The 26,766-nt window shown below is 50.3% G+C and carries 29 protein-coding genes and 3 pseudogenes; 27 read left to right on the forward strand and 5 right to left on the reverse strand.

What is annotated here, in order from left to right:
- From DW724_RS05900 to DW724_RS05910, 3 genes and pseudogenes are all read right to left on the reverse strand, one after another.
- Positions 1-3,144: a DUF3427 domain-containing protein gene (locus tag DW724_RS05900; protein ID WP_118760956.1), complete on the reverse strand. Its 3,144-nt coding sequence runs from the start codon at positions 3,142-3,144 to the stop codon at positions 1-3.
- Positions 3,145-3,272: 128 nt separating this feature from the next.
- Positions 3,273-3,674, reverse strand: a pseudogene (locus DW724_RS05905) (MobQ family relaxase); the annotation flags it as partial.
- A gap of 38 nt (positions 3,675-3,712) precedes the next feature.
- On the reverse strand, positions 3,713-3,892 hold the full coding sequence (locus DW724_RS05910) for a hypothetical protein (protein ID WP_118360171.1): 180 nt from the start codon (positions 3,890-3,892) through the stop codon (positions 3,713-3,715).
- Positions 3,893-4,359: 467 nt separating this feature from the next.
- On the opposite strand from DW724_RS05910, the gene DW724_RS05915 reads away from it, so the two are divergent.
- The 9 genes and pseudogenes from DW724_RS05915 (at position 4,360) to DW724_RS05955 (ending at position 10,415) form a co-directional block, all read left to right on the forward strand.
- Complete coding sequence (locus DW724_RS05915; RefSeq protein WP_114000934.1) at positions 4,360-4,557, forward strand: helix-turn-helix domain-containing protein; 198 nt, start codon at positions 4,360-4,362, stop codon at positions 4,555-4,557.
- A gap of 279 nt (positions 4,558-4,836) precedes the next feature.
- Entirely contained in the window at positions 4,837-5,151 is a 315-nt protein-coding gene (locus tag DW724_RS16385; RefSeq protein ID WP_442861264.1) for a DUF5720 family protein, read from the forward strand.
- A gap of 170 nt (positions 5,152-5,321) precedes the next feature.
- Positions 5,322-6,218 (forward strand): DUF6017 domain-containing protein, encoded by an 897-nt coding sequence (locus DW724_RS05925; protein ID WP_118760958.1) that lies wholly within the window; start codon positions 5,322-5,324, stop codon positions 6,216-6,218.
- On the forward strand, positions 6,219-6,710 hold the full coding sequence (locus DW724_RS05930; protein WP_118760959.1) for a PcfB family protein: 492 nt from the start codon (positions 6,219-6,221) through the stop codon (positions 6,708-6,710).
- The gene (locus DW724_RS05935) at positions 6,707-8,464 is read left to right on the forward strand and encodes a VirD4-like conjugal transfer protein, CD1115 family (RefSeq protein WP_118760960.1); all 1,758 of its coding nucleotides are present in this window, start codon (positions 6,707-6,709) and stop codon (positions 8,462-8,464) included. Before DW724_RS05930 ends, DW724_RS05935 begins: the two co-directional genes overlap by 4 nt.
- A gap of 36 nt (positions 8,465-8,500) precedes the next feature.
- Positions 8,501-8,653: pseudogene (locus tag DW724_RS05940) on the forward strand (Maff2 family mobile element protein); the annotation flags it as partial.
- A gap of 71 nt (positions 8,654-8,724) precedes the next feature.
- A complete protein-coding gene (locus tag DW724_RS05945; RefSeq protein WP_330426315.1) occupies positions 8,725-9,087 on the forward strand; it encodes a helix-turn-helix domain-containing protein in 363 nt (120 codons plus the stop codon).
- Positions 9,047-9,436: a TnpV protein gene (locus DW724_RS05950; protein ID WP_009296082.1), complete on the forward strand. Its 390-nt coding sequence runs from the start codon at positions 9,047-9,049 to the stop codon at positions 9,434-9,436. The genes DW724_RS05945 and DW724_RS05950 overlap by 41 nt, the downstream gene beginning before the upstream one ends.
- A gap of 16 nt (positions 9,437-9,452) precedes the next feature.
- Positions 9,453-10,415: a DUF3658 domain-containing protein gene (locus DW724_RS05955; RefSeq protein ID WP_014078537.1), complete on the forward strand. Its 963-nt coding sequence runs from the start codon at positions 9,453-9,455 to the stop codon at positions 10,413-10,415.
- A 61-nt stretch (positions 10,416-10,476) separates the two neighbouring features.
- Here the strand turns inward: DW724_RS05955 and DW724_RS05960 are convergent, their stop codons facing one another.
- Positions 10,477-11,283 carry a helix-turn-helix domain-containing protein gene (locus tag DW724_RS05960; RefSeq protein ID WP_118760962.1) on the reverse strand — a complete coding sequence of 269 codons (807 nt, stop codon included), beginning with the start codon at positions 11,281-11,283 and terminating at the stop codon, positions 10,477-10,479.
- A gap of 483 nt (positions 11,284-11,766) precedes the next feature.
- On the opposite strand from DW724_RS05960, the gene DW724_RS05970 reads away from it, so the two are divergent.
- The 9 genes from DW724_RS05970 to DW724_RS06010 all read left to right on the forward strand — a co-directional run bounded on the left by DW724_RS05970 (position 11,767) and on the right by DW724_RS06010 (position 17,529).
- Entirely contained in the window at positions 11,767-11,955 is a 189-nt protein-coding gene (locus tag DW724_RS05970; RefSeq protein ID WP_005930722.1) for a hypothetical protein, read from the forward strand.
- On the forward strand, positions 11,952-12,293 hold the full coding sequence (locus DW724_RS05975) for a DeoR family transcriptional regulator (RefSeq protein WP_003020305.1): 342 nt from the start codon (positions 11,952-11,954) through the stop codon (positions 12,291-12,293). Before DW724_RS05970 ends, DW724_RS05975 begins: the two co-directional genes overlap by 4 nt.
- Positions 12,286-12,582 carry a DUF3847 domain-containing protein gene (locus DW724_RS05980; protein ID WP_117517545.1) on the forward strand — a complete coding sequence of 99 codons (297 nt, stop codon included), beginning with the start codon at positions 12,286-12,288 and terminating at the stop codon, positions 12,580-12,582. The genes DW724_RS05975 and DW724_RS05980 overlap by 8 nt, the downstream gene beginning before the upstream one ends.
- A 311-nt stretch (positions 12,583-12,893) precedes the next feature.
- The gene (locus DW724_RS05985) at positions 12,894-13,148 is read left to right on the forward strand and encodes a CPCC family cysteine-rich protein (protein WP_117541237.1); all 255 of its coding nucleotides are present in this window, start codon (positions 12,894-12,896) and stop codon (positions 13,146-13,148) included.
- Between the two features lie 31 nt (positions 13,149-13,179).
- On the forward strand, positions 13,180-13,353 hold the full coding sequence (locus tag DW724_RS05990) for a hypothetical protein (protein ID WP_227093999.1): 174 nt from the start codon (positions 13,180-13,182) through the stop codon (positions 13,351-13,353).
- 29 nt (positions 13,354-13,382) lie between these two features.
- The gene (locus DW724_RS05995; protein ID WP_117541235.1) at positions 13,383-13,739 is read left to right on the forward strand and encodes a hypothetical protein; all 357 of its coding nucleotides are present in this window, start codon (positions 13,383-13,385) and stop codon (positions 13,737-13,739) included.
- A 193-nt stretch (positions 13,740-13,932) separates the two neighbouring features.
- On the forward strand, positions 13,933-15,513 hold the full coding sequence (gene mobQ / locus DW724_RS06000) for a MobQ family relaxase (protein ID WP_118760963.1): 1,581 nt from the start codon (positions 13,933-13,935) through the stop codon (positions 15,511-15,513).
- Positions 15,514-15,578: 65 nt separating this feature from the next.
- Positions 15,579-16,223, forward strand: a complete 645-nt coding sequence (locus tag DW724_RS06005) for a CHC2 zinc finger domain-containing protein (protein ID WP_109258349.1) — start codon at positions 15,579-15,581, stop codon at positions 16,221-16,223.
- Positions 16,192-17,529 (forward strand): virulence-associated E family protein, encoded by a 1,338-nt coding sequence (locus tag DW724_RS06010; protein ID WP_109258350.1) that lies wholly within the window; start codon positions 16,192-16,194, stop codon positions 17,527-17,529. Before DW724_RS06005 ends, DW724_RS06010 begins: the two co-directional genes overlap by 32 nt.
- A 28-nt stretch (positions 17,530-17,557) precedes the next feature.
- On the opposite strand, the gene DW724_RS16305 is transcribed toward DW724_RS06010, so the two are convergent.
- Complete coding sequence (locus DW724_RS16305; RefSeq protein ID WP_021682886.1) at positions 17,558-17,797, reverse strand: hypothetical protein; 240 nt, start codon at positions 17,795-17,797, stop codon at positions 17,558-17,560.
- On the opposite strand from DW724_RS16305, the gene DW724_RS06020 reads away from it, so the two are divergent.
- The 9 genes and pseudogenes from DW724_RS06020 (at position 17,771) to DW724_RS06060 (ending at position 26,752) form a co-directional block, all read left to right on the forward strand.
- Positions 17,771-17,968 (forward strand): hypothetical protein, encoded by a 198-nt coding sequence (locus tag DW724_RS06020; protein WP_054328110.1) that lies wholly within the window; start codon positions 17,771-17,773, stop codon positions 17,966-17,968. The two genes, DW724_RS16305 and DW724_RS06020, sit on opposite strands and share 27 nt — an antisense overlap.
- Complete coding sequence (locus DW724_RS06025; protein WP_118760964.1) at positions 17,969-19,639, forward strand: recombinase family protein; 1,671 nt, start codon at positions 17,969-17,971, stop codon at positions 19,637-19,639.
- 90 nt (positions 19,640-19,729) lie between these two features.
- Positions 19,730-19,813 (forward strand): annotated as a pseudogene (locus DW724_RS06030) (Maff2 family mobile element protein); the annotation flags it as partial.
- Positions 19,814-19,833: 20 nt separating this feature from the next.
- Complete coding sequence (locus DW724_RS06035) at positions 19,834-20,703, forward strand: VirB6/TrbL-like conjugal transfer protein, CD1112 family (protein WP_021739912.1); 870 nt, start codon at positions 19,834-19,836, stop codon at positions 20,701-20,703.
- A gap of 14 nt (positions 20,704-20,717) precedes the next feature.
- On the forward strand, positions 20,718-21,152 hold the full coding sequence (locus DW724_RS15970) for a PrgI family protein (RefSeq protein ID WP_117907933.1): 435 nt from the start codon (positions 20,718-20,720) through the stop codon (positions 21,150-21,152).
- Complete coding sequence (locus DW724_RS06045) at positions 21,070-23,499, forward strand: VirB4-like conjugal transfer ATPase, CD1110 family (protein WP_442861255.1); 2,430 nt, start codon at positions 21,070-21,072, stop codon at positions 23,497-23,499. Before DW724_RS15970 ends, DW724_RS06045 begins: the two co-directional genes overlap by 83 nt.
- Complete coding sequence (locus DW724_RS06050; RefSeq protein WP_118199935.1) at positions 23,492-23,761, forward strand: hypothetical protein; 270 nt, start codon at positions 23,492-23,494, stop codon at positions 23,759-23,761. The genes DW724_RS06045 and DW724_RS06050 overlap by 8 nt, the downstream gene beginning before the upstream one ends.
- On the forward strand, positions 23,754-24,776 hold the full coding sequence (locus DW724_RS06055) for a DNA cytosine methyltransferase (protein ID WP_118760965.1): 1,023 nt from the start codon (positions 23,754-23,756) through the stop codon (positions 24,774-24,776). The genes DW724_RS06050 and DW724_RS06055 overlap by 8 nt, the downstream gene beginning before the upstream one ends.
- Positions 24,773-26,752, forward strand: a complete 1,980-nt coding sequence (locus DW724_RS06060) for a C40 family peptidase (RefSeq protein ID WP_118760966.1) — start codon at positions 24,773-24,775, stop codon at positions 26,750-26,752. The genes DW724_RS06055 and DW724_RS06060 overlap by 4 nt, the downstream gene beginning before the upstream one ends.
- Positions 26,753-26,766 lie beyond the last annotated feature (14 nt).

A 26,766-nucleotide genomic window follows, 5' to 3' on the forward strand; every position in this document is an offset into this window, starting at 1 on the left:
TTATCCAACTACCAGCTTGTTCGTCTTGCGAAGATACTTCGCCGGAATCGGCTGGTCCAGATGCCATGTAATATTCATTGGCTTGCTGCCGGTGTGCTTCACATAGACTGCCGTTCCAAGACAGGTATACGGTGCAGCGCCAATGCTGTCCTGCTTGAACTCCCGCACAAAGAGAACGACCTTGCTGCCGCGCTGCCGGTGGTTGATATAACGCTGACCGGTGCCTGCCGTATCGGAGGTCATGCTTTGACTTTGCCAATGGAACAGGCTTTCGTTGATCGAATAGTCGTTGTACATGGTAGTCGGGGAGTAGTCCTTGTCCGCCTTGTTGAGCGTGATAAAGAACACATCGACCTGCTTGTCCGGCAGCCATTTGACACCTTCCCGTACATTTTTCGGCGTCATATAGTCCATTGCAATCAGAATTTGATCTCTGGTATAGGTGCAATGCAGGTCCAGCGGACAATCAAAGCCAAGCGGGACAGGCTGATCGATAAAGTCAATACGTTCCAGATTGAACGACAGAAGCTCGTTCAGTTCGTGCATCATGATCGGACTGTCCGCGAGCAGCTGCATGTTGGCTTGCGTAGTATGGGAACGCCAGTCTGCCGCCTCCTGAAATACGGTGATGTAGAACATTTGAAGCATACGTTTTTCAAAATCGGAAAGCGAAGCCGCAAGTTCACAGGAGAAGCGAGGAAGAATATCCATCAGGAACGTAATCCAGCGCCGGGAATCCACGGCAACCAGCTTGCTGAATGCCTTTGTCAGAATGCTTTCGGCAGGTTCGATAAAATCATCAAGGACGCCTGCATCTGCACAGAGACGGGAGAAAGAGAATTTACCGTAGATAGACCGCGGGTCGAGGTGATAGTAGCCGATGAAATTCTTCAAGGAAAGGGAAAGGCCGCTGTCCTGTGTGAAGCTTTCGATACGCGCAATCAGACCGGCACGGTCACCGAAGGAGCGGCGAATATTCGCCAGAATGACTTCGGAAGCCTTCTTTTCCAGCTGGATATAGCAGCCCTTTGGCAGTGATACAAAGCTCTTTTTCACCTCGTACTGCATGCTGTGATTGCTGTGAGAGAGCAGTGCAGCAAACTTTTCTTCAAAATTGTATTTCTTGTTTGCCTGACCGATAAAGTCCAAAACGGTCAGGCAGTCTTTTCCTTCCGAGAGACGCAGACCGCGGCCGAGCTGCTGTAGGAAAATCGTGAGCGACTCGGTAGGGCGCAGAAAGAGAATGGTGTCAATTTCGGGAATATCAACGCCCTCGTTATACAAATCTACAACAAAGATAAAGCGGATTTCACCGGAGACCAGACGCTGTCTGGCTTCAGTTCGTTCCTTATCGCTGGAATTAGCGGTAAGCGACATGCAGGGAATACCCTTTGATAGAAAATACGATTCCATGAATTTAGCATGCTCGACAGAGACGCAAAACCCAAGACCACGAACCGTATTGATGTCGGTTACATACCGGTAGAGAGAATTGACAATATGGCCGGCGCGCTTTTCAGCGACAGCACGGTTCAGAGAAAATACGTTGTTAAGCTCAGCTTTATCATAACCGCCGCGCGTCCAGCGAATATTGGACAGGTCAACATCATCGGAAACGCCGAAATATTGAAATGGGCAGAGCAGCTTGCGCTCGATCGCCTCCGGCAGTCGGATTTCAGATGCAATGCGGCCATTGAAGTAATCCAGAACGTTTTTTCCATCCATGCGTTCCGGCGTTGCGGTCAGACCCAATAAGATTTTCGGCTTGAAGTGGTTCAGCAGTCCTTGATAGGTAGGTGCTGCTGCATGATGGAACTCGTCCACAATGATGAAATCGTAATAGTCCTCCGGGAGAAAGTCATACAGCTTCTGAGAAGCTAATGTCTGCACTGAAATAAATAGATGCTCCAGACTGCCCGGCTTGAAGCTGCCCACAAAAAGCTCTCCGAAATTGGGGTCCTTTAATACAGCGCGGAAGGCACTTCGGCTCTGTTTCAGAATTTCCTCTCGATGAACGACAAACAGCAAACGGGGCTTCGAACCGGAGAAGGCTTTGCAGAACCGTCGGTAATCAAAGGCAGAGATTAAGGTTTTTCCGGTGCCGGTTGCTGCAACGACAAGATTGCGGTAATAGCCGCGAACCTCGCGCTCTGCCTGCAGGCGATCCAAAATCTCCTGCTGGTATGGGTAGGGTTGAATATCGAAAACGAACTGCATCTCGCTTGTCGGATTGGCATTTCCGTTTGTTGACAGTGCACGCTCCAGTCTTTCCCTGCACCCGTCCTCATAGACTTCAAAACTGGCGGTGTTCCAATAACTATCGAAGGTTGCTTCCATCTTCTGAATGGTTGGCAGCATATCCTTGGTTGTCAGCTTAACATTCCATTCCAGTCCGCTGGACATAGCCGGATTGGAGAGGTTGGAAGAACCGACATACGCCGTAGTAAAGCCGGTTTCACGATAGAACATATACGCCTTTGCATGAAGTCTGGTACGCTCGGTATCGTAAGATACACGGATTTCTGTGTTGGGGAGCTTGCGAAGCGCCTCCACCGCTTTCACATCCGTTGCGCCCATATATGTTGTCGTAATAACGCGGAGCCTGCCGCTGCGTTCCGCAAAATGCTGAAGATCATCGATGATTAAACGAAGACCGCTCCATTTGACAAACGAAACCAGCATATCAATGCGGTCTGCGGAGGCGATTTCTTTCTTCAGCTCGGAAAACATCTGCGGCTCATGAACTGCTCCGGTAAATAAGCTGCTTTGCGCAATCGATGTTTCGGGGCGAGGGAGGTCCTTTGCTTTTTTCTGGCCGATGCGCATCATAGGATCATCGCGGGACAGCAATGCGAATAACTGCTCGCCCTCATCGTCCACAGTAAAATCGCGCAGGTCGTCCTGCGCTGTCTCCTGCGAAATCAGATCAACAATTTTGTTGACCAGATTTAGCTGCGCAGAAATATCGTCACCCGCAATGCGGTCAAGACCTTTGTGAACGACTTCGGACAGGTACTGCGTTAAGACCGCGGAGGACTCGGCAGCATCGATTTTCTCGATATGCTTGCTGCCTTCCGGAAGCTGACGCAGCTCATCTTTGATTTCGGTATTCACTACTTGCTCGTAAAGGCCTTGTTTAAGCATGAAAGCAGTCTCCTGTGCGATAGCGTAATTCGTAATAGGTGTTATTCCTTGAACTGTTTTGAGTAATTTCGACAATTTTATTGTACTCTAAACCGCAAGGAAAATCAATCCATTCATCAGCGTCCAACCTTCAAGCTCTCTGTGGCAGCACTGTGTTCGCTGACACGGTGTTCCAAATCTTCAAGGGAATAAATGCCGTTTGCCCGGAGATAATTGAAGGTATCGTTCAGCTCCTTTAGGTTGCTGATTTTGCCTTTCTGGGAATACGCCCTGGCTTTGCGCTGGGTGTAATAGGCGTTCAGCAGAGAAACAAGGTCGGGTGCCTGCGGCTTGGCAAGCTCTGCTTTCATATCCGCTATCCAGCCCATAAGCGAAGTGATTTTCTTCTTGATGTCTCGAATAACGGCGTTGGTGGCTTTGATTCAGCGGTTGAACTCGCCCTTTCCGGTGCGTATGCCTTTCTTCTCCATCGCCCGGACGGTTGCGCCCTCATGGACGGTGGAAAGTAAATCCACGCCTTGCTGACCGTAAAAATAATCAAAACTCACACGGCTTCACCACCTTCTTTCTACGGAAAACTTTCTGTTGTCAGCGGAATGCTGCGGAAAGCCATATCCGTCTTTTCGTCAGGACATCGGGCAAAATAGCAGAAGCGGCATTCTTGTTCATACGCATCCATATCAACGAAGCCCCACTTTACGCATAACCTTCTTCGTACACCAACCAATGCACGGGTGATCTCGCCCATACCGTTTTCTGCTAAACATTAGCTGGCGTTTTTGACTTATAACAACCGTTCGATTCTGGAGGGGTTGTCAAAAATCAAATTTTGGAGTAGAATTTTATCCCATACAGTGAAAGAACTTTTTCACAGCTTTTTATATAAGAAAAGCCGAAAACCCTTGAAAACAAAGGCTTTCGGCGTTGTTAGCTGGCGTCCCAGAGAGGATTTGAACCTCCGGCCCCATGCTTAGGAGTATGGCTTACCATGTGATACACGGTTCGGATGTAACTTCCAATATCATCCCTTACGCAGAATGACTTGTAGTAAACGAACTTTATGGTGCAAAACACCTATTCTGACGCAGTTTTATGTGTCCGTTGGGTGGTCCTATTAGCAAATTCTTAGCAAGAGGACACCCAGCCAAAGCCGATTGCTACTGCCATTCTTCACTCCCTTAGTCAAAATGACAAGGCAAATACATGGAGGTTACTATGGACAAGAAAGAGAAAAAGTCACTGCCGGAACCGCGCACATATACCGTGGAACAGATTGCGGCCATGCTCAACATTGGCCGCACAACCGCATATCAGCTCGTCAAGCAGGAGGAGTTCAGAATCGTCCGCATAGGAAATGCGATCCGCGTCTCCAAAAAATCTTTTGACGAGTGGCTGGAAAGTTTGGAATTGTGAATATCGCAAGAAACGCTGTAGGCTCAAAAAACCTATGGCGTTTTTTTATACCCATTTTGAAGGAGGCTGGCAATGAAATTGACAGAAGCAGAAATGAGGATGGTGCTTCAGATTGAAAGTACCAATCAGAACGCTGCCCTGAATGAGATTTACATGACATGGCGCTATGCGCCGAACCAGGCAGTAAAAGAAACGGCAGAAAGCCTTCTGGACAAGCTCCGCCCACTGTCGGATCAGGAGTGCATGGATTTAATCCGCAAGGTGCAGGCCGAATACCGTCTGCCGGAGAAAGCCCGCACCATCGGAGAAATGCTGGCAGAGGCCAGACAGCAATCCGGGGCGCAGAAGTTATCCGGCCATGACATTATGGCTTTGGAGCGTTTCGACCCGGCGACCAGACACATGATCGTCTTTGATGTTCTTACCCATGACTCGCCTGTTGGCTGGAAGGGTGAGAAAATGCGCCTGTTCCTGACTGACGCCGGATACAGCAAGGCTTTGGAGAATCAGGAAAAGGGTCATATCAAAATCCGTAACCATGCGAAGGTGCTTTCTGGCGATCTCCACTATGACCATAAAGGCCGTGAGAGGTAGCCGACTGAAAACTGTATCAAAATCAGTGGGATATCTTCTGTTTCTTCCTCTGTGGCTTGCGTTCTGAACAGGGCGTGGATGTTTTCCTATGTAGAAGGTAACGGAGGCATACAGACGGATAAACCGCTTAAAATCAACACTTTTTATTTTCACAGGAAGGAGGTGCGAAGATGGCTGTTTTTCGTATTGAAAAGACCCGTGATTATACGGTCATGTCGAACCATCACTTGAAAGATCGGACGCTGACCCTGAAATCCAAAGGGCTGCTGTCCATGATGTTGTCGCTCCCTGACGAGTGGAATTACACCACCAGAGGTCTTGCGGCGATCTGCCGGGAAGGTGTGGACAGCATCGGTGCGGCATTGAAGGAGCTGGAAAACCACGGGTATATCCGGCGCACCCAGCTTCGGGATGAAAAAGGCAAGATCACGGATACCGAGTATGTGATTTACGAAATGCCTCAGTGCGAACCGCCGTCAAGCCCAGGTACGCCTTTGCCGGGTACGGCAAAGCCATATACGGAAAACCCGGATATGGGTGTCCCGGATACGGCAGAACCGTGTACGGAAAACCCCGCACAATTAAATACTAATCAAACAAAGACTGATTTATCAAGTACGGAGATATCAAATCCTATCCAATCAAATCCCCCTACCCCCGCAGGGGCAAGGATGGGAACGGATCGGATGGGAGCCAGAGAATGTTATCGTGAAGTGATTTTGGATAACATCGAGTACAGCTATCTGGTGCAGGACAGCCACATCGACCGTGAGCAGCTTGACGAGATCGTTGACCTGATCGTGGATACCGTGTGTTCTGCCCGCAAAGTCATCCGCATTGCCGGAGACGATTATCCGGCGGAGGTGGTAAAGTCCCGGTTTATGAAGCTGGACAGTTCCCATGTTCAGTATGTTATGGACTGCATGAAGGACAACACCACCTATGTCCGCAATATCAAGAAATACCTTCTGGCGGCGCTGTATAACGCTCCGACCACCATCAACAGCTACTATTCTTCCCTGGTGCAGCACGATATGTACGGGGACGGGCAAAGGGGGCGAGGCTAAATGCAGGAGGAAGTAACGCGGGGCGCCGTAACACTCATTGTTGACGGAGCCAAGTTAAGCGAACAGGTCTTTGAAAAGGCCGTTAAAAAATTTCTGGAGGAAATTCAGAAAAGCCAGAAGCCAAAAATCTATCGCGGCAGGCAGAGCCTTAAACAGCTTGCCAGCCAGAACGCCGGTCTTGCCAATATCGAGATCAGCGACAAGAATATCAAGGCTTTCTCCCGTGTGGCGAAGAAATACCATGTGGATTTTGCCTTGAAGAAGGACACCGCCGCAGAGCAGCCCCGTTACCTGGTCTTTTTCAAAAGCCGGGATGCAGACGCCATCACAGCGGCATTTCAGGAGTTTGCCAGCCGGAAAATAAGCCGTGAGGAAAAGCCCTCCATTCGGGAGCGGCTGACCCAGGCGAAGGAACAGGCCGCGGAGAAAACGGAACACCGCACCATTGACCGGGAGAAAGTAAAGGTCAAAGATCGGAGCGTGCAGAGATGAACATGAAAAAACTGTTTTTGCTGAATCTCCCGTATCTTCTGTTCGTGTATCCCTTCGATAAGCTGGCACAGGCTTTCCGGCTTGCGCCCGGTGCTGACCTTTCCGGCAAGCTGCTCTCCATTGGGGACGGCTTCACGGCAGCCCTTTCCTCCCCGTGGCTCAGTTTCCATCCCACGGACCTGCTGATCGGCATAGCCGGTGCGGTGATCCTTCGCATGGCGGTCTACCTGAAAGGCAAGAACGCTAAGAAGTATCGCCACGGGATCGAGTATGGTTCTGCCCGCTGGGGTACGGCGGCAGATATCGCTCCCTACATGGACAAGGACTTTTTCCAGAACATCCCCATGACGCAGACGGAACGGATTACGATGGCGAGCCGTCCAAAGCAGCCGAAGTATGCCAGAAATAAAAACATTCTGGTGATCGGCGGTTCCGGCAGCGGCAAGACGCGGTTCTTCTGTAAGCCGTCGCTGCTGCAAGCTCATTCGTCCTATGTCTGCACTGATCCGAAAGGAACCTTGCTGCCGGAGATCGGCGCTTTCCTGGAACGGAAGAAATACCGTATCAAGTGCCTCAACCTGATAAACTTCCGAAAATCCATGAAATACAATCCGCTGGCTTATATCCGATCAGAGAAAGATATCTTAAAGCTGGTGAACGCCCTGATTATGAACACGAAGGGCGAAGGCGAAAAATCTTCGGAAGATTTCTGGGTCAAAGCAGAACGCCTCTATTATTCCGCACTGATCGGCTACATCTGGTATGAGGCCACGGAGGAAGAAAAGAACTTCATCACACTTCTGGACCTTATCAATGCCAGTGAAGCCAGAGAGGATGACGAAACTTATCAAAGCCCGGTGGACCTGCTCTTTTCTCAGTTGGAGGAACGGGAGCCGGACCACTTCGCCGTCAAGCAGTACCGCAAATTCAAGATGGCGGCGGGCAAAACCTTAAAATCCATCCTCATTTCCTGCGGTGCCCGGCTTGCTCCCTTCGATATCAAGGAGCTGCGGGACCTGATGGAATATGACGAACTGGAACTGGATACCCTGGGCGACCAAAAGACGGCGCTGTTTGTGATCCTGTCAGATACGGACAGCACTTTCAATTTCGTGGCCGCCCTCATGTATAGTCAGCTTTTCAATCTGCTCTGCGACAAGGCGGATGACTTCTACGGCGGGCGGCTGCCTGTCCATGTCCGTCTGATCCTGGACGAGTTTGCCAACATCGGCCAGATACCGAACTTCGATAAGCTGATCGCCACCATCCGAAGCCGTGAGATATCGGCTTCTATTATTTTGCAGTCGCAGAGCCAGTTAAAGACCATCTACAAGGATGCGGCGGATACCATCGTCGGTAACTGTGACAGCACTTTGTTTTTGGGAGGCAAGGAGAAATCCACGCTCAAGGAAATTTCGGAGCTGCTGGGGAAAGAGACCATTGATCTCTATAACCAGTCCGAAAACCGGGGCAGCCAGGTTTCCCACGGCCTCAGTTATCAGAAATTAGGAAAGGAGTTGATGACCCAGGACGAATTGGCAGTGATGGACGGCGGCAAGTGTATCTTCATGCTGCGGGGCGTGCGCCCGTTCCTTTCGGACAAGTACGACCTCACCCGACACCCGAATTACAGATACACGGCCGACGCCGACCCTAAAAATGTCTTTGACATGGAACGGTACATGAAGAAGCAGCGTACCGTGGTAAAACCCACGGACACCTTCGATGTGTACGAGATTGACGCAACAACTTAACCCAAAATCAAAAACATTTTTTAGGAGGATTATTTTATGGCATTTTTCAACAGTGCAGTTGGTGTTTTGCAGACTCTCGTAGTGGCCCTGGGCGCAGGTCTTGGTATCTGGGGCGTTATCAACCTTCTGGAAGGTTATGGCCAGGACAACCCTGCTTCCAAAAGCCAGGGTATGAAACAGTTCATGGCTAATTAAAGGGAACAAAAAGAAAGGAAAAACACAATCCAGACGGTATCAGCGGCAGGATGCAAGAATAAATTGTGATTTCACAAGATTGGTGCTATAATAAGAGAAAAGTTCCTGCCGGGGCAGCCGCCCCGGTGGTATGGATAGAAAGGCAGGAAAGCAATATGCACATCAGCTATAAACCACTCTGGCACACACTGTTAGAGCGTGATATGAGGAAAGAGGATTTAAGGCTTGCCGCTGGTATGACAACGAATATGATTGCCAACATGAGCAAAGAGGGAAAGCACATCAGCATGGACACATTAGCCCGTATCTGTGAAACGCTGAATTGTGAGATTACCGATGTGATTGAGTTAGTACCAGACGAGCCTGCTTCCACAGGAGGTAAGGAACATGAGAGAATTGAAACCAAGAATAACGGAAAACGGAATTGATTATATCCTTGTCGGAGATTACTACATCCCGGACTTGAAACTGCCGGAGGAACACCGCCCTATCGGAAAGTACGGACGGATGCACCGGGAATATTTAAGGGAAGTCCACCCAGCCAGATTGAATACATTGATACTGACCGGAGAATTGTGGACATATCTTGCAGACCTGAACGAACAGGCACAGGAACGGTTAGACACTATCATGGAGCAGATGAAAGCCACCGAGGGCGTGACAGAGGAATTGAAGCGAACTCAACAAATGGAATGGGTGCAGCGTTGTAATAACATTCACAACCGGGCAGAAGAAATTGTTTTGCATGATATAATTTATTCATACGGGAGTAATTAAATCGGAGGTATATAAGATGATTGAAATTGTATTTGGTGAAAGTGCCTGTGGAAGTTTGAAAATTGCCCAAACTTACGGTAAGGGAAAGTATAGAGGAAGTGCAGTTTCGGTCTTTATGAGGCACGAAGATGGGAGTGTTCCATCTTCAGATGAAATGAAAGAAGCACAAATTCAAGCACAGGAACAAGAACATATTGCTTGGGAGAATGCTATTCCATTGGGAGGCAAGAGCAGTGATGTTTATTGTTTTGATATGGCTCTTAGTGTGGGAGATATTTCTGATAATGGAATTGGCGAACAGCGGAAAAATGTTCTCAAGAAAATGCTGTCTGTCTGGTTTGTAGAGGATTTAGACTATCAGGTTGAAGAAAAAATACAGAAAATTAAAACTACATTGTCTTCGGTTATTGAACGATATGTAGCTGGGGAAGAAGTTCGTATTTGGTATAGCTATAATCCGGATGAACTTTGCGGTATGTACTGGCTTATGAAACAACTTCGACCATTAAACTGTCAGACAACAATTTATTTGGTTAAGTTACCTGCCTGGGAATATGGAAAAGAAAATACTATGACATCCAAAATAGCATGGGGTGAGGTTTCTCCTGGCGAATGGGGAAAATATATAACTCTACAAGAAAAAGCTAAGCCTGTATTTCTTTCAGCTTGTGCTATGAAATGGAATCAACTTCAAAATGAAAATGCACCTTTGCGTGCAATGCTAAATGGTAAATTGCAAAGTGTTTCAGAAGATATATATGATAGTTTCATTCTTCGTGAAATTGCGGAACAGCCAGAGCAATTCAAAATGGCTATTGTTATAGGTAATGTTTTAGGAAAATATCAACTTGGAATTAGTGATGTATGGATTTCTAATCGCATTGATAAAATGCTTGAAGATGGTGTGTTGGAAATTATACAGGACGCACCAAAGGGAGAAACAAATTATCGCCGGATATTAAGAAAACGAATGAAATAATAACCACAGCAAAAACCGCTGCTACATGGAAGCTAACAAACCATGCAACAGCGGTTTTTCTTTATCGTTTTTTCCTCTGGCTGATAGGCGTTCCCATTTTCTTTGATTTTTTGAGAATCCGAATCAGCCAGCGAAATTCTTCGTCTGACAGATTTTTATAGTTGATACCAAGCTGCTTGCAGTAAAGGACAACCAGCTTTTCATCCCGGCTGCCCTTGAAATTTTCGACTGCTTCGAGATTTTCTTTCAATTCATCGGCAACGGTGGTCTGGGGCGCACTCTCACTGTCCTTTTTGTGGGCTTCCCGAATATCCCGGATAATCAGGTTGAGGTCATCCAGAACCATGTGACTGAAATACTCATCATCACTGATATAGGCGGCTTGCAGCACTTTCAAATGCGGGTCATCTTCGCCTGGGCGATACCGTTCAATGATTTCATGCCGGACGGTATCGACAAGTGCATTGAGGTTTTGAATCTGCATGGTAGCAATCCCGTCCACATAAATCTCAATGTCTGCAAGAAACTTGATGAAATCTTTATGTGTAGCAAGCTCACAGAGCAGACGGTTGTTAATCCGACCGCTTTTCAGCAGTGCCACCATCTCATCATTCAAATGCAGCTCCGTCAATGGTGTGTTGATCTGCTCCCTGTTCTCTGTCCGGCACAGTAGATAATCAACAGAGACCCCATAGAAGTCTGCCAGCGTGATAAGGTTGCCATGATTGATTTCCTTAAAATCCTCTTTTTCATAACTTCCAAGAGCTGATTTGGAAATGCCTGTCAGCTTTGATAGTTCTTCCAGATTTAAGCCTTTGTCCTTGCGGAGTTCCCAAAGGCGTTCCTGTATGCTTGTTGCTCCTTTCATGGGCGCGCGCTCCTTTCCAATGGTTTCATTGCTGCCGCTTATCTGGATTATATCACACTTTCCGCAATCGTGGAAATTTCTGATTTTTACCCCTAATTCCTACTTTGTGGACATACGGCACAGGGCACAAAAATGTTCTATGATACAGGTAGTTCATCGATGGATTATTCCAATCGAATGACCAGCCTGTGTGGGATATGCTTCCCCGGCGATGTAGTGCCATGACTTTTGGCAGGGATGTGGAGGAACCCTGACCGAAACGAGCGTACCAAAGGGAGCGATACGCCGCTGTGAGATTCAGGGGAGGAACGACACCGGGGAGAACTGGCGAACTGACACCGAAATGATACCGAAACACGACAATCTGATAGGGGGATAGTCTACCCTATCGCTGATACTTCGGGAGATTTTAATCGGCTCTATGGCTGTAATTTTGCCGAAAATCGCCCCGAAACCATACACTAAAACGGGAGGAAACACAATATGCCGAGAATGAGTAAAAAGAGGAAGCATGAGCTTTCCTTTTACCTCAATGACCGGGGGCGTGTCACTTACAACGAATTATGCCGGAAATGCCAGCATGGGTGCAGGCAGAGCTTCCGGGCGGTTGTGATTGACTGCCCCCGTTATTTATCCAAACGAGCAAAGAAAAAGGAGGAGCACACCGAATGAATTTTGAATTTATGACGATAGACACACCATTGCCGCCCTGTATGCCCTTTCCCAGAGCGTTGACAGGATTTCCAGTCAGCAGCACCGCAAAGGTCATGTACTGCCGGATGCTGGACGCTATGCTCTCCAAAGGTCAGGAGGACGAGAACGGAATCCTGTTTGTCTGCTTCCCTGTCACAGCCATTGCCGCAGTCCTGTCCCGCAGTCCCATGACGGTCAAGCGTTCTCTGAATGAACTGGAAACCGCCGGACTTATCATGCGGGTGCGTCAGGGCGTTGGAGAACCAAACAGGATTTATGTGCTGATACCGGGAAAGGAGGACGCTGCCCTTGCCTGATACCTCAAAGCTGGAAAAGATAAACCGGGAGCTGGAGAAAAGCGAAAAGAAACTGCGGAAAGCCATCAATGATGAAAAGGCATTGCAGCACCAGTTAAAGCAGCTTACCCGAAAGGAACGGACGCACCGGCTCTGTACTCGTGGCGGTATGCTGGAAAGTTTTCTGCAAGAGCCGGAACGCCTGACAGATGATGATGTCATGCTGTTGTTGAAACTCATTTTTCACAGGCAGGACACGCAGGAACTATTGAAAAAACTGTTGGAACGGGAGAAGCTGGAAACCCCTTAGTTTACTAAGGGCGCAATTATACACCACCCAGAGGTTGGTGCATTGCGTTCTCCGAAGGCTCCTAGCCGGAGGGCTGTGATTTTCCGCAGTCATGGTCTGCTCCAAATCATACAGGGGACGCTACGCTTCCCCTGCGCTGGCTGCCGCCAGCTACCCTTTTGTGGACTTGCCATCTGGGGACACCTTGCGTTGCAAGCTGTTCCCAGCCGACAAGTTTCATAAAATATGCTATCTTTTCGATAGGCAATGAAGTATAATGAAGTCAGCAATAAATCAGGAATTTGAGGTCAAGGCTTAAACGGGAGGTTTATATGAAAAAATACCAATGTCCTTGCTGCGGATATTTTACCTATAATGTTCCGGCAAATGAAGATTGTGGGTATATCTGTCCCGTTTGTTTTTGGGAGAATGACCCGTTCATTGCTTCTGATAACGAACCAAGCGACTCTAATCATGGAATAACACTAAAAGAAGCGAAATCCAATTTCTCAAAATTTGGTGCTTGTGAAAAAGAAATGTTATGTTATGTCCGACCACCGAGAGATGATGAAAAGAAAATTTCATAGCAACAATGTCGAAGTTATGGAGGGAATAAAAGTGAAGGACACTGCTAAGAGAGCAATAGTTACAGTTATTGTGTTTGTTATAATTTATGTTTTATCTGGTCCAATTATCGGATATACAAACTACGATATGTATTTGAAAGGAATTGAATTTTTATCAGCGGTAATCGGAGCAGGATGTTACTGGATAGGAAGCAATAAAAAATAGTTCTTGAATTTGACAAAGGAGTTGGAAGTATGAAAAGAATAGGTACAGCATTGACTATCGTGTTCATCATCGCTGGATTTGCAATTTCCTTTTTTATTGGACACTATGTGAGCGACAAGTCACATACAGAAAGTCGAGCAGCACAATTTGATAAATATATTTCTCGTGCGATTGATACAATCAAAGATAAAGGTCTGTCCATTGATGGCGCCCCAGAAGCGATAGCCAGCAATATTTGGGTGGCACACGAATTTTGTGATAGCCCTGAAATTTCCGCAGAACTCAGCAATCTGTGGAATACCATTGTATATGAAAAAGATGTGCTTCTCGGTCAAGAAGATGTGTTGACTGCTCAACTGAAAGATATTTTGGAAAAATGTCAATAGTCTTTGCAAATTTTCTATTTATCATTCACTCATCGGGTCAACTTGTCCCGAACTTTTACAACTAAATACCCGCCGCCCACACAGCGGCACATCGAGCAGGAAATCTGAAAAAAGGTCTCCTGCTTTTTTTCTGCCCAAAATGAGGTGGTAAAACGCCACCCCATCCACCAATTAGCGAAAGGAGGAACACGAAATGCCCTGTCCACACAACGAAATCACGATTGTGCAGCGCAGCCAGCGGCAGTCTGCTGTTGCCGCCGCTGCTTACCAGAGCGGCGAAAAGCTGTTCTGTGAATACGACCAGCAAGTGAAGCACTACCCGGAAAAGCGTGGTATCGTCCACAATGAAATCCTGCTCCCGGCAAATGCCCCACAGGAATATGCAGACCGCAATACCTTGTGGAACGCCGCCGAAGCGGTGGAAAAACAATGGAACTCCCAGCTTGCAAGGCGGTGGGTGCTTACCATCCCCAGAGAGATACCGCCCGACCAGTATGCTGTCCTTGTCCGGGAGTTTTGCCAGAAGCAGTTTGTTTCCAAAGGCATGATTGCTGACTTTGCCATCCATGACCCTCATCCGCCGGGACACAATCCCCACGCCCATGTCCTGCTGACTATGAGGGCAATGGACGAACATGGGAAATGGCTTCCCAAGAGCCGCAAGGTTTATGACCTTGACGAGAATGGGGAACGGATAAAGCTGCCATCTGGCAGGTGGAAAAGCCACAAGGAGGATACGGTGGACTGGAACGACCAGAAATATTGTGAAATCTGGCGGCATGAATGGGAGGTCATCCAGAACCGCTATCTGGAAGCCAATGACCGCCCGGAGCGTGTGGACTTGCGTTCCTATGCCAGACAGGGGCTTGATATAGTCCCTACTGTCCATGAGGGAGCTGCTGTCCGGCAGATGGAAAAGCGGGGTATCCAGACGAATATCGGAAACCTGAACCGGGAAATCAGAGCTGCCAACAATCTGATGAAGTCCATCCGGCAGCTTATCCAAAACCTCAAAGGCTGGATTACCGAGCTGGGCGAAAAACGGAAAGAGCTGCTTGCACAAAAGGCGGCGGAGGAAGCAACACTTCTTCCCAATCTGCTGATGAAGTACATGGAGATACGAAAGGAAGAACGGAAGGACTGGACGAGGGCTGGACAGAACCGGGGGACTTCACAGGACTTAAAGGCAGTCAGCGAAGCCCTGTCCTATCTCCGGCAAAAGGGGCTTTCCACTGTGGAGGACTTAGAAGCATTTCTGGAATCTTCCGGGAAATCAGCCGCAGATTACCGCAATCAGATGAAGCCAAAGGAAGCCCGAAGCAAAGTGATTGACGGGATTCTTGCCAGCCGGACAGACTGCAAGGAATGTAAGCCTGTCTATGAGAAGTACCAGAAGATATTTTTCAAGAAAACAAAGGAAGCGTTCAAGCAGGAACACCTGGAGGTTGCCCGGTATGAGAAAGCCGCCGCCTACCTTGCCAAGCACCCGGACGATAAGGATAAAACGAAAAAGGAGCTGCAACAGGAGCAGGAAACGCTTCTCAGCGAAATCGCAGACCTGAAAGTACCGCTGACCGAGGTACAGGAGGACTTGAAGAAACTGCGGGACATCCGCTACTGGGTACGGAAAGCCACACCCGGCACAGAGGAAAGCAAAGAGCCGCCCAAGAAGCAGCCTATCAAAGAAGTCTTGCTGGATAAGGCAGACGAGAAAAAAGCACAAAGAACTGCCCCGGTGCAGACAAAACACAAACAACAGGATATGGAACTTTAACAGGCACTTGCCATTTTCAGATTGAGAATGTCAGGTGCTTTTCTTTTTTTCAAGGAGGGATAGATTTGAATGTATTTGAAGCTGTGAAGCAGTCCGTCACAACAAGACAGGCTGCGGAGCATTATGGAATCCGTGTAGGCCGGAACGGGATGGCTTGCTGCCCGTTCCATAACGATAAAACCCCAAGCATGAAGCTGGATCGGCGTTACCACTGCTTCGGCTGCGGTGCGGATGGGGATGTGATTGATTTTGCCGCCGCCCTGTATGGGCTGGGAAAGAAAGAAGCTGCCGTACAGCTGGCACAGGACTTCGGGCTTTCCTATGAGGACTGGAAACCGCCGGGGAAGGTAAAAAAGCCCAAGCCCCGGCAGAAATCCCCGGAGGAACAGTTTCAGGAAGCAAAAAACCGTTGCTTCCGTATTCTTACTGATTATCTTCACTTGCTTATGGCATGGAGAACGGACTACGCCCCGCACTCCCCGGAGGAAGCCTTTCATCCCCGGTTTGTGGAAGCCTTACAGAAGCAAGACCAAGTGGAATATCTGCTGGATGTGCTGCTGTTCGGGGAGACAGAGGAAAAAGCGGCTTTGATTACGGACTACGGAAAGGATGTGATACAGCTTGAACAGCGAATGGCAGAGCTTGCAGCCGCAGACGCAGCAGGAACTAAAAAACACCATGAACGCCATGCAGCCGCCCCAGAGCATTGAGGAAATCAAGGCGGGGCTGGAAACCACCGAGAAAGGCGGTGTCCGTCAGAGCATCCGGAACTGCCTGACCGTATTCCAGCGTGACCCTCTGCTTTCCGGGGCTATCGCATACAACATTCTAACTGACCGCAAGGACATCATAAAGCCCATCGGCTTCCACAGAGAAAGCACCGCCCTGAACGATACGGACATGAAGTATCTGCTTCTCTATCTGGAAGAAACCTACGGGCTTACCAATGAGAAAAAGATTGATAACGCCATCGGGATTGTGGCGAATGAAAACAAGTACCATCCCATCCGGGACTACCTAAGTGCCCTTGTGTGGGACGGGACAGAACGAATCCGTTTCTGTCTGCGGCACTTTCTGGGGGCTGACGCAGACGATTACACCTATGAAGCGTTGAAGCTGTTCCTGCTGGGTGCAATCTCACGAGCCTTTCAGCCGGGGTGTAAGTTTGAAATCATGCTCTGTCTGGTAGGCGGTCAGGGGGCTGGCAAGTCCACCTTCTTCCGTCTGCTGGCAGTCCGGGACGAGTGGTTCTCCGATGATTTGCGAAAGCTGGACGATGACAATGTGTATCGCAAGCTGCAAGGTCACTGGATTATCGAAATGTCGGAAATGATGGCAACCGCAAACGCCAAGAGCATTGAGGAAATCAAGTCATTTTTAAGCCGGCAGAAAGAGGTTTACAAGATACCCTATGAAACCCACCCGGCAGACCGCCCCCGTCAGTGCGTGTTTGGCGGCACTTCCAATGCCCTTGACTTCCTGCCCCTTGACCGTTCCGGCAACCGCCGCTTTATCCCCGTCATGGTGTACCCGGAGCAAGCCGAGGTTCACATTTTGGAGGACGAAGCTGCTTCCAGAGCCTATATTGAGCAGATGTGGGCGGAAGCGATGGAGATTTACCGAAGCGGCAGGTTCAAGCTGGCTTTCAGCCCCGCCATGCAGCGGTATCTCAAAGAACACCAGCGGGATTTTATGCCGGAGGACACCAAAGCCGGGATGATACAGGCGTATCTTGATAAGTACACCGGGAGCATGGTCTGTTCCAAGCAGCTCTACAAGGAAGCCTTAAACCATGCCTTTGACGAGCCGAAGCAATGGGAAATCCGGGAAATCAACGAGATTATGAACCAGTGCATTGACCGCTGGCGGTACTTCCCGAACCCAAGAATGTTTTTAGAATATGGCAGACAAAAGGGCTGGGAGCGTGAAAACCCGGCAACGGACTCCGGCAATCCGTCTGAAAAAACAATGGACGGTTTTGTGGAGGTCACAGAACAGATGGAGCTTCCATTCTGAAAATGACAGCCCGTTGCACCCCCTGTTGCTATCCCGTTGCCGAGCCGGTTGCCGGGGAAAAACCCTTATTTCCGGGCTTTTCTCCCTTATAACAACCAAAACAACAGAAAAATAAAAGAAAAGTATAAATAGTAACCATCGCCAGATTGAGATTGTTTGCAAGGTCTTTTGAAGCCCGTTGCCGGACTTCGTTGCCGACACCCTCTGTCTGGCTATTTTCATGTATGGAGGATAACTGCCTATGGCAAAAAACAAAACAGAGATTCATGTGACTACTGTGTTTGACGGGGAGCTTGACGCAACCGATGTGTTCGTCAGCCTGATTTCCCAGAAATACGGTAAGACAAATACGAAAGAATATCTTGCTAAAAAGAAAGATATGAAGTATAATGAAGATGAGGTTCAAAAGAGCCAGATACCGTCTGGATTGTGTGGGTAAATGGCTATGATGAACGAAATGGAATACAGAACAATCGGAAAGGCACTTGCCGGGAGCTATCGTGCAGCGGTCTATTGCAGGCTGTCAAAGGACGATGACCTGCAAGGCGAAAGTGCCAGTATCGCAAACCAGCGTGATATGCTGGAAAAATACTGCGAAAAGCAGGGATGGGAGGTTGTGGCGGTCTATCAGGACGATGGCTTCACAGGTCTTAATATGGAGCGTCCTGATTTACAGAGAATGTTGAGAGCCATTGAGCGCAGGCAGATCAACCTTGTCATCACGAAAGACCTCAGCCGTCTGGGGCGTAACTATCTGCAAACCGGGCATTTGATTGAGGACTTTTTCCCAAGAAACGGTGTCCGCTATATCGCCATGAATGACGGTATCGACACCCTGCGGGATAACAACGATATTGCCCCGTTCAAGAATATCCTGAACGAGATGTACAGCAAGGATATTTCCAAGAAAGTCCATTCCTCTTATCTTCTGAAAGCGCAGAAAGGACAGTTTACCGGGTGTCTTGCCCCGTTTGGGTATCGGAAAGACCCGGAGGACAAAAACCATCTGCTCATTGACGAGGAAACCGCCCCGATTGTGCGGCTGATTTTCGGATATGCCCTAAACGGTCATGGTCCGAACTATATCCGCAGACGGCTGGAGGAAGAAAAAATCCCCTGCCCCACATGGTGGAACCGGGAACGGGGGCTTCGCAATACCCGCACCAAATGGGAAAAGAAAGACCCGGAAAACGGGCGGTATATGTGGGACTTCTCAGTTATCAAAGACCTTTTGATGAATCCCGTCTACACCGGGGCGATTGCTTCCCAGAAAAAGGACTACCGTTTCAAAATCGGCACGATTGGGGAAAAGAAGCCGGAGGACTGGATTGTGGTGGAGGGACAGCATGAACCGCTGATTGACCGCATGAGCTTTGACATTGTGCAGAACAAGCTGAAATCCCGCCAGCGTCCGGGGCAGACCAATGAAATCAGCCTGTTTGCCGGACTGATAAAATGCGGTGAGTGTGGGAAGTCACTGACGATACGCTACACAAACGCAAAACATCCCCAGCAGATTTACTCCTGCAAAACCTACAATGCCTTTGGAAAGAACCACTGCACCCAGCACCGAATTGATTATGACACCCTTTACAGCCATGTGCTGCGGAAAATCCGGGAATGTGCCAGAGCCGCCCTGATGGACGGGGAAGCGGTTGCCGACCGCTTGACCAATACCTGTGAAGCCGAGCAGCGGGAACAGCGGGAAGCAATGGAACGCTCCCTCACAAGGGACGAGGAACGGATTGAGGTTCTGGACAAAATGGTAATGCGGCTTTATGAGGATATGATTGCAGGGCGTATCAGTGAACAGAATTTCAACACCATGCTGGAAAAGACACAGACCGAGCAAGCGGAGCTTAAAGCAAAAGTGTCCGAGGGCAGAAAGCGGCTGTCCGATGAAGTCCAGCTTGCCAATGACGCAAAACAATGGGTGGAAGCCATTCAGGAATACGCCAATATCACAGAGCTGGACGCAGCCACCCTCAACCGCTTAATCAAAGAAATCGTCGTGCATGAGCGCATTGACGAAGATAAAACAAGACACATTTCTATCGAAATTCATTTTAATCTCAAACCCATCCCAGAGGTGGAACAGGTCACTGCCTGACCTGTCCCGCCGGGACGGTTCTCTTAAAAACACCATATAGATTTTTTGTACGCCGCCGCCCGCCATCGAGCAGAGTTTTACACCTAGTTGGGGATAAAACAGTTGATGGCTGGCGGCGGTGTCGCCCTCATCGGCATCACTCTTGTACCTCTGCTCTCCGGCCTGTTCGGTTGATCGTCCGGCGGTGATCGCTTATGGGCGGCATACTCGACAAACTCGATGAATGGCTCCGAGGGCTGCTCATCGAGGGAATCACGGGAAACCTGTCGGGCATGTTCGATACGGTCAATACCAAAGTAGGCGAGATCGCCGGTGAAGTGGGACAGACGCCGCTGGCATGGAACAGCGGCGTCTTTTCTATGATCCGAAACCTCTCTGAAACGGTGATCGTTCCAATCGCCGGGGTTATCCTGACATTCGTAATGTGTTATGAGCTGATCCAGCTTGTGACAGAGAAAAATAATCTGCACGATGTAGACACCTGGATGTTCTTCAAGTGGATTTTCAAGACCTTCTGTGCCGTTCTCATTGTGACGAACACATGGAATATCGTCATGGGTATCTTCGATGTCGGGCAAAGCGTTGTGAACAGCAGCGCAGGCGTCATCATCGGGAATACCTCCATTGATATCAGCAGCGTCATCACGGATATGGAGGCGCAGCTTGAAGCCCTGGGTACGGGAGAACTGTTCGGGCTGTGGTTCCAGTCCCTTTTCGTGGGGCTTACCATGAATGCCCTTTCCATCTGTATCATGCTTGTCATCTATGGTCGCATGATTGAGGTGTATTTGACGACTTCCGTTGGACCGATCCCGCTTGCCACTATGACGAACCGGGATTGGAGCCATACAGGACAGAACTACTTGAAATCCCTGTTTGCATTGGCGTTCCAGGCATTTCTAATCATGGTGTGCGTGGGAATCTACTCTGTTTTGGTACAGAGTATCGCCACGGACGGAAATATCTCAGGCGCGATATGGGCCTGCATGGGCTACACGGTCCTGCTGTGCTTCGCCTTGTTCAAGACCGGCAGCCTCTCTAAGAGCCTGTTCGGAGCGCATTAAGGAGGCTTGATAAATTGGCGTATGTAACCATTCCAAAGGATTTGACGAAAGTAAAATCCAAAGTGCTGTTTGGGCTTACCAAACGGCAGCTTATATGTTTCGGAGCGGCGGCACTCATCGGAGTACCGCTTTTCTTTTTGCTCAGACGCACGGCCAGCAACAGTGCCGCCGCGTTCTGCATGATTATCGTCATGCTCCCGTTCTTTCTGCTTGCCATGTATGAGCGGCATGGTCAACCCCTGGAGGTGGTGGCCGGACAGGTCATCCGCTGTATGTTCCTGCGGACGAAAGAGCGGCCTTACCAGACAAACAATTTCTACGCAGCCCTGGAGCGGCAGGCCCAGGCGGAAAAGGAGGTGAAAGCCATTGTTCAGAAAGCGAAAGCCAGAGCCGCAGGCACGGCAGGCGGCAAAACCCACGGTAAAGCTAACCGCTGCGGAAAAGCGTGAGATCAGCCGTATTCTGGAAACCGCCAGAGGCGACGGCAAGGTACATTCCGCACAGGACACTTTACCGTTCCGCCAGATGTACCCGGACGGCCTGTGCAAGCTGGATGACCACACCTGGTCGAAGTGTATCGAGTTCGAGGATGTGAATTATCAGCTTGCAAAGCCTGACGACCAGACGGCGATCTTTGAAGCCCTCTGCGATATGTATAACGCCCATGACGCTTCTATCGGGATGCAGCTCTCCCTTGTGAGCCGCCGCATGAACCGGGAGGATTTTGTGAAGCGTATCGAGATCGCGGCGCAGGGAGATCACTTCGACCATATCCGTGAGCTTTACACGCAGATGCTCCGCAAGCAGCTTGAACGGGGCAACAACGGTCTTATCAAAACAAAGTATCTGACCCTCACCATCGAGGCACGGGACAGCAAAACCGCACGGGCACGATTTTCCCGGATTGTCATGGACGCCCTTAACCATTTCAAGGTCATGGGTGCTTTGGCAAAGGAGCTTGGCGGCAAGGAGTGGCTGGAAATGCTCCACGGCATCCTGCACCCGGACGGGGAACGGTTTGCCTTTGAATGGAGCTGGCTTGCCCCTTCCGGCCTGTCGGTCCAGGATTTTATTGCACCTTCTTCTTTCCGCTTCGGTGAAGCAAGGAAGTTCACGATGGCGGATAAATTCTGTGCCGTGTCCTTTCTGCAGATCAGCGCACCGGAAATGGATGACCGTATGCTCACCGAACTGCTGGATACGGACAGCGGGCTGCTTGTCAGCCTCCATATCCGCAGCATGGACCAGAACGAGGCAATCAAAACGGTCAAGCGAAAGATCACCGACATTGACAGTATGAAGATTGACGCGCAGAAAAAGGCTGTGCGTGAGGGTTTCGATATGGATATCATCCCCACCGACCTTGCCACCTACGCAGGCGAGGCAAAGAACATCCTCCGTGATCTGCAAAGCCGGAATGAGCGAATGTTTTTGATGACCTTTCTGGTGGTGAATTTTTCGGACAGCAAGCAAAAACTGGAGAATGACCTTCTCCGTGCGGCAAGCGTGGCGCAGAAATATAACTGCTCCCTGGTTCGGCTGGACTTCCAGCAGGAGGACGGCTTCGTATCGGCTCTGCCCCTGGGTGTCAACCGCATTAAGATACAGCGCGGACTTACCACTTCGGCGGTGGCGGTGTTCGTTCCCTTCACCACACAGGAGATTTTCCACGGCGGCGAAGCTCTCTACTACGGGCTTAATGCTACTTCCGGCAACATGATCCTTGCTGACCGCAAAAAGCTGAAAACGCCCAACGGCATGATCTTAGGCACACCCGGCAGCGGCAAGAGCTTTTCCGCAAAGCGCTCTATCGTGGGTGTGTTCCTGAACACAAAGGACGATATCCTGATCTGCGACCCGGAGGCGGAATATTTTCCGCTGGTGAACCGTCTGGAAGGACAGGTCATCAAAATCTCTCCAACCAGCACGCAGTATGTGAACCCTATGGATATCAACCTCAATTACAGCGAGGATGATAACCCGCTGGCGCTGAAATCTGACTTTATCTTGTCGTTCTGTGAACTGGCGGCAGGCGGCCGGAACGGTCTGGAGCCAGTGGAAAAAACGGTCATTGACCGTGCCGTGCGGATCGTGTACCGCCCCTATATCGCAGACCCCCGCCCGGAGAATATGCCGCTGCTGGAAGATTTGTATGACGAGATCAAGCGGCAGCCGGAGCCGGAGGCGCAGCGGATCGCGGCGGCACTGGAACTGTATGTGCATGGCAGTTTGAATGTTTTTAACCACCGTACCAATGTGGATATCAACAACCGCATTGTCTGCTTCGATATCAAGGAGCTGGGAAAGCAGCTCAAAAGCCTGGGTATGCTGGTGATCCAGGATCAGGTATGGAACCGTGTTTCCCAAAACCGGGATCAGGGCAAATCCACCTGGTACTTCGTGGACGAGTTCCACCTTCTGCTGCGTGGCGAGGTTGGTTCCTGGAGCGTGGAGATTTGGAAACGCTTTCGCAAATGGGGCGGTATCCCCACCGGGATCACCCAGAACATCAAGGACCTTCTTGCCTCCCCGGAGATCGAGAACATTTTTGAAAACAGCGACTTCATCTATCTTCTCAATCAGGCCAGCGGGGATCGGAAAATCCTCTGTGAACGACTGAATATCTCCACCCAGCAAGCGGCACATATCAGCAACGCAGGCCCCGGCGAGGGGTTGATCTTCTTCGGCAATGTGATCTTGCCATTTGTGGATCACTTTCCGCAGGATAATGAGCTTTACAGCATTATGACGACAAAACTTGGTGAAACCGGGAAAGGAGGCACGGCGCATGAATGATGAAAAATATGTGATCGGCAGCGGAAGTTTTCGGCTTCTGATCGGTGATTTGTATGATCTCTATTGTTATCATTTCAGTTTGACCCGCAGACTGGCGGAGGCTGCGGACGAAAAGGCACTTTTGAAAATCCAGAAAAGCGTGTCCGGCTATGAGCGCAGGATGAAACGCCTTTGCAGGCGCTGGGGGCTACCCACGGATGATACACCCTGGGCCTACGATACAATGGAGAAATCCATCCGGGAGCGGATGCTCCATGAATAACCTGACCCATGTGAGCCTGTTTTCCGGCATTGGCGGTCTGGACCTGGCAGCGGAGGCTGCCGGGTTTGAAACCGTCTGCCAGTGTGAGTGGGCGGATTTTCCGCACTCCGTCCTCTCCGCACGATGGCCGGATGTTCCCAGGTTCCGGGATATCACTACTTTCACGAAGGAGGCGTTTTTTGAAAAAACAGGACTTGAAACAGTTACCGTTATCTCAGGCGGCTTTCCCTGTCAGCCCTTCTCCACCGCAGGAAAACGGAAGGGCTTTGCGGATGAACGCTACCTGTGGCCGGAAATGTGCCGCGTTATTACCGAGCTGCGGCCCCGTTGGGTGCTTGGGGAAAATGTTGCTGGCTTCATCAATATGGGGCTCGACAAAACGATCTTTGACCTGGCAAAAGCGGGATACGCTGTTCTCCCATTCGTATTTCCGGCTTGCGGTGTCGGCGCATGGCATGAGCGCCAGCGAACTTTTATCGTCGCGGCTGATGTTTCCCACACCCCTTGCCTCCGACAACAACACCGCCAGGGACGCGGCAAGCCTGGATGTGTTCCTGTCGGACAATGGGATATTCCGCAAGAGGAACCGAAACGGGGCGATCTGGAGCCTCAGCCTGTCGGCGGCGGTATTCTATCTGACCCCGGTGGCGTCGGACGGTTTCCGCTCAACCTTGAAGCCATCAGCCTTCGATCCGGCGAAGAAGGACGGGAACCTGTCGGCGCAGATCATCTCTCAGGAACAGCCGGTGTCCGAAACGGCAGCACTGAACCCGGATTGGGTGGAATGGCTCATGGGCTTCCCGAAAGGATGGACGGACGTATCCTCTGGGCCGTCGAGCCCGAAGGAATCCCCCGCATGACCGAGCGCATGGATGACAGGGCGCTGCGGCTGAAAACTTTGGGAAATGCGGTCTGCCCGCCCCAGGCCTATCCCATTTTCCGCTATATCGCCATGATCGAAAATGGCACCTGCGGTAACTTCTGCCCCTATGGAAAGGAAGGTGACTGCCTATGAGGGAACTGAAAGCGACCGATAAGATCACGCAGAAAATGACCCGTGACGGCGCGGTATCGGAAAACCTTGCCACAGGCGAGGTGGAACATATCAGCAGCCGGGAGCCGGAAACGGAGCTGTCCGCTTCTTCGGAAGAATCCGCTGGCGCTGCGGCTGACCTTGCCCTGCGTGCGGCGGAACGCCATGAGAGGAAAGCCGCACGAAAAGCGGAAAAGGCTGATACCCAGGCAGTGCGGGATGGTTCTGCCGCAAGGCAGCACCCGTCCTCCCGTCTGCAATTCACCGAGGAAGAATATGCCGATCCCGCACTTGGGAAGTACATCGACCGTTCCGACCGTGCGGCGGACCGGCTGGACGCGGCGAAGGCCGCTATCCCCAAAAAGAAAGTTCTCCGTACCGAGCGTGTTTTTGACGAGACAGCCGGAAAAGGCAAGATGCAGCTTCACTTTGAAGAAGTGGAGAAACGCCCCAACGGACGCCTGCGGCACAATCCACTTTCCCGACCGGTCCATGAGATCGCCCACGCCGCCCATGCGAAGGTGCATGAGGTGGAACAGGAAAATGTGGGTGTAGAGGCCGGACACAAAGGCGAGGTGTTGACAGAGCGTGGGATTGCCTACGGAAAAGGTAAAGTCCGTGCCGCCGTTCACCATCACCGCACAAAGCCCTGGCGTGACGCGGCGAAGGCAGAGCAGGCTCCTTTTAAGGCAAACGCCGACTACCTTTACCAAAAGGCACTGCATGATGATCCTGCATTGGCAGCTTCTAACCCGGTATCCCGCTTTCTGCAGAAACAGCGGATCAAGCGGAACTATGCAAAGGAGCTGCGACAGGCAGAGAAAACCGCAAAGAACACAGCGGCCACGGCGAAAAGTGCGGCGCAGAAAGCAAAGAACGCCTTCAAGGAAACATTCCTCTACATCAAGCACCATAGCCGGACGGTGCTGCTGGTGATCGGCATTGGCGCCTGTGTTGCTCTGCTGTTTGGCGGGGTATCTTCCTGTTCCATGATGGCGGGCTCCGGCGTGGGCGGTGTATTCACTTCTTCTTATCTCTCTGAGGATGCGGATATGCTGGCTGCGGAGGCGGCCTACTGCGAATTGGAGCAGGAGCTTCAATATGAGCTGGAGCACTATGAGGCTCTGCACCCCGGATATGACGAATACCGTTTTGACCTGGACGAGATCAAGCATGACCCCTATGTGCTGATTTCCATTCTCACGGCGTTCCATGAAGGGGTGTTTACCATCGACGAGGTTCAGGCGGAGCTGCAAATGCTCTTTGAAAAACAGTACATCCTGACGCAGACCGTGGAAGTGGAAGTGCGCTATCGGACGGAAACACGGACAGACAGCGAGGGAAATGACTATGACGTGGAAGTACCGTATAACTACTATATCTGCAATGTGAAGCTGGAAAACTTCGATCTTTCCCATGTGCCGGTCTACATCATGGACGAAGAAACACTTTCCTTGTATGCGGTCTATATGGCAACGCTGGGAAACCGGGAAGATTTGTTCCCCGGCTCCGGCTATGTAGACAAGTACACCAAACCACCCACCACCTATGATATTCCGCCTTCCGCACTGGAAGATGAAACCTTTGCAGCGCTCATTACCGAGGCGGAGAAGTACATCGGCTATCCTTATGTCTGGGGTGGCAGCAATCCAAACACTTCTTTTGATTGCAGCGGTTTCGTGTCCTGGGTGCTGACAGAAAGCGGCGTCTGCAATACGGGCAGGCTGGGAGCCCAGGGGCTCTACAATATTTCCACCCCGGTATCCTCTGCCAACGCAAGACCCGGCGACCTGATCTTTTTCGTCGGTACTTACGATACGCCGGGCGTCTCCCATGTGGGTATCTATGTGGGCGGTGGAAAAATGCTACACTGCGGCGACCCCATCCAGTATGCGGATATCAACACAAGCTACTGGCAATCCCACTTTTACGCTTTTGGGCGACCGCCCTACAACTAAAAAACGATATGGAG

The sequence above is a fragment of the Butyricicoccus sp. AM27-36 genome, assembly GCF_003480945.1.
GTDB classification, from domain to species: Bacteria; Bacillota; Clostridia; order Oscillospirales; family Butyricicoccaceae; genus Agathobaculum; species Agathobaculum butyriciproducens.